The sequence below is a fragment of the Variovorax sp. P4_D9 genome, from assembly GCF_056401695.1.
The window spans coordinates 1-1,422 of record NZ_JBFUIU010001420.1; the positions used below are offsets into that span (position 1 = coordinate 1).

Genomic DNA, 1,422 nt, shown 5'->3' on the forward strand with positions numbered 1-1,422 from the left:
GCTTGTCACCGATGAATGGGCGAAAAAGCTCGGTGGCGTCATGGTGGTCGACAACCGCGCTGGCGCCGGCGGCAATCTTGGCGTGGATGCCGTTGCGAAGTCTGCACCCGACGGCTACACCATCGGCCTCCAAACCGTCTCGCTTGCCATCAATCCGGCGTTGACGCCCAAGATGCCTTACGACACGTTGAAAGACCTGGCGCCGATCGGAATGGTCGCGAGTTCGCAGCACGTGCTCGTGGTGACGAACAACCTGCCAGCCAAGGACGTGAAATCTTTGATTGCGCTTCTCAAGGCCGAGCCCGGCAAGCACAACTACGCCTCCGCCGGAGGGGGCAGTACCTTTCACATGGCCGCTGAACTGTTCAAGGCCAACGCAGATGTTCCGCTGGTCCACATTCCTTACCGTGGCGGTGGTCCGGCCCTTGTCGACACCATCGGGGGCCAGGTCAGCCTGAGCTTTCCCGTTCTATCGGCGGCCCTGCCACAAGTGCAAGGCGGCAAGCTTCGTGCGCTTGGCGTCACCGGCACCAAACGATCGCCATTGATGCCCAACGTACCGACGCTCGCTGAAGCAGGTCTACCCAACTACAGCTTCGAGACGTGGTTCATGGTGTTCGCGCCCGCCGCCACGCCCAAAGCCGTCATCGACAAGCTGAACGCCAGCCTGAACGAGGCCCTCAGTTCTCCCGCTGTCGCCGCGCGCATGACCAAAGAAGGCTTTGATCCGATTCCGTCGACCCCTGAGCAAGCACGCGCCAGGCTTGAGAAAGAGCTGCCGCAATGGGGCAAGCTCATCAAGGAACGCGGCATCAAGGCCGACTAAACACGAGCGTCTTCGTCCCGGCTCGGCGCGCGTCGGCGGCGACCGGCAAAGTTCGGGGGGCGGCGCCGCCGGAATGTGTGAGTTCCTTGCGTTCCCTGTGCTCCGGCCCGGCAGCCTGCGTTTGCAACAGCGACTGCTGACCGGCCTGATCGGCGACATAGAGACCATGAGTTCGAAGGACGGCAACGGGCCCGGAGCCCCGATTCGCGACTTGCGAAAGCCGTCGTTCGCGCACGATGTCGTCTTGATCTCTTGATCGTCCGTTGCCACCCGTGCTGACTTCATCGACGATGTCGGCGAGGTCAAGTTCCAAAGTAGACCGGCCGTTCGTCAAGAAAAGGGCCAAGGTCGGGTTTCGGCGACCACCGTCATTCACAGATTCGAAGGGCAGCAGACAGTCTAGTGTAGCGCGCTCTAAATAATAGAACTTAAAGTATACTGCGCGTACCAAGCTTTGCGGAGGTTTGAGCCATGCGCGTTGCCCGGAAGATCGAACTGGATGCTGTTGCCGAACGGGAGTTGACTGCGCTCGCCCGGCGCGGCCGCGTTGAGGCCCGCGTGCAGCAGCGAGCCAGGATCGTGCTGTTGGCCGCGAA

At 61.6% G+C, this 1,422-nt stretch carries 2 protein-coding genes; one reads left to right on the forward strand and one right to left on the reverse strand.

Annotation, left to right across the window (positions count from 1 at the left end):
- Positions 1-826, forward strand: an 826-nt coding sequence (locus AC1DY5_RS55570; protein WP_478122694.1) for a tripartite tricarboxylate transporter substrate binding protein, incomplete at its 5' end; no start/stop codon positions are given.
- Here AC1DY5_RS55570 and AC1DY5_RS55575 read toward each other — a convergent pair.
- On the reverse strand, positions 813-1,172 hold the full coding sequence (locus AC1DY5_RS55575) for a hypothetical protein (RefSeq protein WP_478122695.1): 360 nt from the start codon (positions 1,170-1,172) through the stop codon (positions 813-815). The genes AC1DY5_RS55570 and AC1DY5_RS55575 overlap by 14 nt on opposite strands.
- Between the last annotated feature and the right edge of the window lie 250 nt (positions 1,173-1,422).